The organism is Vibrio sp. Vb0349, assembly GCF_033338975.1.
Genome location: NZ_JAWOTS010000051.1, coordinates 8,431 through 12,697 on the forward strand (window position 1 = coordinate 8,431; position 4,267 = coordinate 12,697).

The 4,267-nt window shown below is 45.4% G+C and carries 3 protein-coding genes; all 3 read left to right on the forward strand.

The genetic code is table 11. The annotated features are described in order from the left end of the window. On the forward strand, window positions 1-1,029 hold a 1,029-nt coding region (gene prfB / locus R7Q47_RS22660), incomplete at its 5' end, for a peptide chain release factor 2 (protein ID WP_318089388.1). Window positions 1,030-1,063: 34 nt separating this feature from the next. Continuing rightward, window positions 1,064-2,581, forward strand: coding sequence for a lysine--tRNA ligase (lysS, locus tag R7Q47_RS22665; protein ID WP_005382861.1), 1,518 nt, complete (start codon window positions 1,064-1,066; stop codon window positions 2,579-2,581). A gap of 244 nt (window positions 2,582-2,825) precedes the next feature. Further along, window positions 2,826-4,160 carry a cyclic-di-GMP-binding transcriptional regulator VpsR gene (vpsR, locus tag R7Q47_RS22670; protein ID WP_017635067.1) on the forward strand — a complete coding sequence of 445 codons (1,335 nt, stop codon included), beginning with the start codon at window positions 2,826-2,828 and terminating at the stop codon, window positions 4,158-4,160. The last annotated feature ends 107 nt before the right edge of the window (window positions 4,161-4,267 follow it).

Here is a 4,267-nt window from a genome sequence, read left to right on the forward strand (position 1 = left end):
ATCTTTGACTATGACGCGAAGAAAGAGCGTCTAGAAGAAGTCAACGCAGAACTTGAACAACCAGATGTATGGAACGAACCTGAGCGTGCGCAAGCACTGGGTAAAGAGCGTGCATCACTAGAAGCGGTTGTTGAAACCATTGATCAACTAGAGCAAGGTGTGGAAGATGTAGAAGGTCTTCTTGAGCTGGCTGTAGAAGAAGAAGATCAAGAAACATTTGACGAAATTGAACCAGAACTTGCTGAGTTGGAAGAGAAGCTAGAAAAGCTTGAATTCCGTCGTATGTTCTCTGGCGACCACGATAGCTCTGATTGTTACATCGATTTGCAAGCTGGCTCTGGTGGTACAGAAGCACAAGACTGGACTAACATGCTGCTGCGTATGTACCTACGTTGGGCAGAAGCGAAGGGCTTCAAAGCTGAAGTGATTGAAGTCTCTGAAGGTGAAGTCGCGGGTCTTAAGTCGGCAACAGTTCGCATCTCTGGTGAATATGCGTACGGTTGGTTACGTACTGAAACGGGCGTTCATCGTCTTGTTCGTAAATCTCCGTTCGATTCAGGCGGTCGTCGCCATACGTCATTTGCTTCTGCGTTCATCTATCCAGAGATTGATGAAAACATCGACATCGACATTAATCCTTCCGACCTACGTATTGACGTTTACCGTGCGTCAGGCGCAGGTGGTCAGCACGTAAACACCACAGAATCTGCGGTACGTATTACGCACGTACCTACGAACACAGTGGTTCAGTGTCAGAATGACCGTTCTCAACATAAGAACAAAGATCAGGCAATGAAACAGCTTCGAGCGAAGCTATTTGAGCTTGAATTGCAAAAGCAAAATGCGGAAAAACAAGCTAATGAAGACGCTAAGTCTGACATTGGCTGGGGTAGCCAGATCCGTTCTTACGTATTGGATGACTCACGTATTAAGGACCTCCGTACGGGCATTGAAAACCGTAATACTCAAGCGGTTCTTGATGGCGATCTGGACAAATTTATTGAAGCTAGCCTGAAATCAGGTCTATAAAGCTTTTCACCGACAAAAACAGGATACATCGAAAATGACTGATGCTGTTCAAAACGAAACTGTACTAGAAGAAAATAAGCTGATTGCTGAACGCCGCGCTAAACTGGATGCAATCCGAAAGAGCTGCAAAGCGAACGGCCATCCAAACGACTTCCGTCGTGACGCACTAGCGGGCGACCTTCAGAAAGAGTTCGGTGAAAAGACGAAGGAAGAGCTAGAAGAGCTTAACCACGTAGTAGCAATCGCTGGCCGTATCATGGCTAAACGTGGTCCATTCTTGGTAATTCAAGAAACTTCTGGCCGTATCCAAGCTTACGCTGACAAAGCGGTTCAAAAAGTACTTAAAGAAAAATACCAAGGTCTAGATATCGGTGACATCATCGGTGTTAAAGGTGCACTTCATAAGTCTGGTAAAGGTGACCTATACGTGAACATGGAAGAGTACGAGTTGCTAACCAAAGCACTACGTCCACTTCCAGAAAAGTTCCACGGTCTAACTGACCAAGAGATGCGTTACCGCCAACGTTACGTTGATCTGATCGTTAACGAAGACTCTCGTCAAGCGTTCGTAGTACGTTCTAAAGTAATGTCTGCAATCCGCAACTTCATGATCTCTAAGCAGTTCATGGAAGTTGAAACGCCAATGATGCACGTTATCCCTGGCGGTGCGAGTGCGCGTCCATTCATCACGCACCACAACGCACTAGACATGCCAATGTACCTACGTATCGCGCCAGAGCTATACCTGAAGCGTCTAGTTGTTGGTGGTTTTGATCGCGTATTCGAAATCAACCGTAACTTCCGTAACGAAGGCCTTTCTCCACGCCACAACCCAGAATTCACAATGATGGAATTCTACATGGCGTACGCAGACTACAAAGATCTGATGGACCTAACTGAAGAACTACTAAGCTCAGTGGCGCAAGAAGTTCTAGGTTCAACGTCAATGCCTTACGGTGATGAAACGGTTGAGTTTGGTGGTACTTACACTCGTATGAGCATGTTCGAAGCAATCAAGCACTACAACCCAGACCACGCGCAAATCCAAGCGCTAACAGAAGAAGACCTACAAAACCGTGATCTAATGGTTTCTATCGCGAAATCTGTTCACGTTGAAGTAGAACCTTTCTGGACATGTGGTCAGCTTCTTGAAGAGATCTTTGGTGAAACAGCAGAACCTAAGCTAATGCAGCCTACGTTCATCACTGGCTACCCAGCAGATATCTCTCCACTAGCTCGTCGTAGCGATGACAACCCGTTCTTTACAGACCGCTTTGAATTCTTTATCGGTGGCCGTGAAGTAGCGAACGGTTTCTCAGAGCTTAACGATGCGGAAGACCAAGATGCACGCTTTAAAGCTCAGGTTGAAGCGAAAGAGTCTGGTGACGACGAAGCAATGTTCTACGATGCAGACTACATCACTGCTCTAGAGCACGGCCTACCGCCAACAGCAGGCCAAGGTATCGGTATCGACCGTTTGGTTATGCTACTGACTAACACGCACACTATCCGTGACGTGATCCTATTCCCTGCAATGCGCCCGCAAGCGTAATTCGATAGGATGAGTAAAAAAACCACCTTCGGGTGGTTTTTTTTTGCCTTTTAGTTAAGGTAATTCAAGTTGTTGCACTTGCCTTTTAATGGGATATGCAAATAAACATTCGCCAAATCTCAATCTATTGCATAGTCTTAATACTGAGACAGACGTGAGGGGGCGGAGTCTCGATAATGTTACCCGCTCGCAAAGATAAGTTTGTGGCACAAAATTTCTATTAACAATGAAAAAGGGTTAGAGAATGGCTGGGCAGTTTAAGATGGATTCCATCCCGGGATCGCTTGTGGTAGTTGGCGGTACTTATGAGCCTTGGTTATCGGTACTGGAGCAAGTGGGCTGGAAGTGTCACCAAGTAGGTGACTTACGCAAAGCTAATACGCTGTTAGAAGATATTGGTCCATGTATCGGTATTGTTGATCTCAGCCATGACGAGTTCAGCTTGAATGGTTTGGCGAACTTAGTCAGCTCTCACAAACACGTACGTTGGTTAGCGTTTATTCGTGAATCTCAGCTTGGCACTGACACCATATGCCAGTTCATTGTTAACTTTTGTATCGATTTTTTCACAGCGCCGATCCCAGATGCACAGTTATTAAGCACAATAGGTCACCAGCTTGGCATGCTTAAATTGGAGAAAAAAGTTTGGCCTAGTTTTGGTAGCAGTTTAGATATGGGGTTGATCGGTGAATCTATCCCGATGAAACGTTTACGCGATCAAGTGAAGCGCATTGGTCCAACGGACGTCAGCATTCTGATTTCTGGGGAAAGTGGGACTGGTAAAGAGGCGGTTGCTAGGGCCATCCATAAAGTCTCTTCACGCTCTCATAAACCGTTTATGGCAATTAACTGTCGCGCACTCAATGAACAACGTTTCCAAGCTGAAGTATTTGGTATTAACGCCGATGAAGATATGGAAGCATGCCTGCTTGAACAAGCAGATGGTGGCACCGTGTTGTTTAATGACATTCTTACCATTTCAAAAGAGCAGCAAATGAATCTGCTGAGATTCTTGCAAGAAGGCACCATTGATACCAAAGATGGCGTAAAAGCGGTTAACGTGCGTATTCTTGCTGCTAACTCGTCGGATGTTGAAAAAGCTTTGATTGACGGTGACTTCAATGAAGAGCTTTACCATTACATCAACGTTCTGCGCATCAATGTCCCTAGCTTGAAAGAACGTGCGAGTGACATCGCATTGCTGGCTCGTTTCTACTTACAAGAGTTCTCAAAAGAGTACAACTCGCAAGCAAAAAGCTTTTCTGAGGATGCATTCAAGGCACTGACACGTTATTTCTGGCCTGGAAATGTGCGTGAGCTGATGAACCAAGTGAAGCGAGCGGTATTAATGTCCGACAGCGTAATGATTGAAGAGCATCACTTAGATTTACCTCAACGTAATGACTCAAAGCGCAGCTTGAAATCAATCCGAGAGAAGAGTGAACGTGATGCGTTGCTGGTTGTTTTGGAATCTCATTCTGGTCAAGTTTCAAATGCGGCGAAAGAGCTCGGAGTTTCGCGTGCAACCATGTATCGACTACTTAATAAACATAACTTGATTTCCGAACAAGCCATGTAGTTGGCCTTTCCCTGTGTCAAATAGGCGAATAATGACCCGTCCTGATATGGGTTGACACTTTTTAACTAAAACGCTCGATGTACTTCATCGGGCGTTTTGTATTTTAA

Bases quoted from the DNA above. Each gene is read 5' to 3' on its own strand.
- vpsR (WP_017635067.1), top strand. From the start codon at position 2,826: ATGGCTGGGCAGTTTAAGATGGATTCCATCCCGGGATCGCTTGTGGTA.
- lysS (WP_005382861.1), top strand. From the start codon at position 1,064: ATGACTGATGCTGTTCAAAACGAAACTGTACTAGAAGAAAATAAGCTG.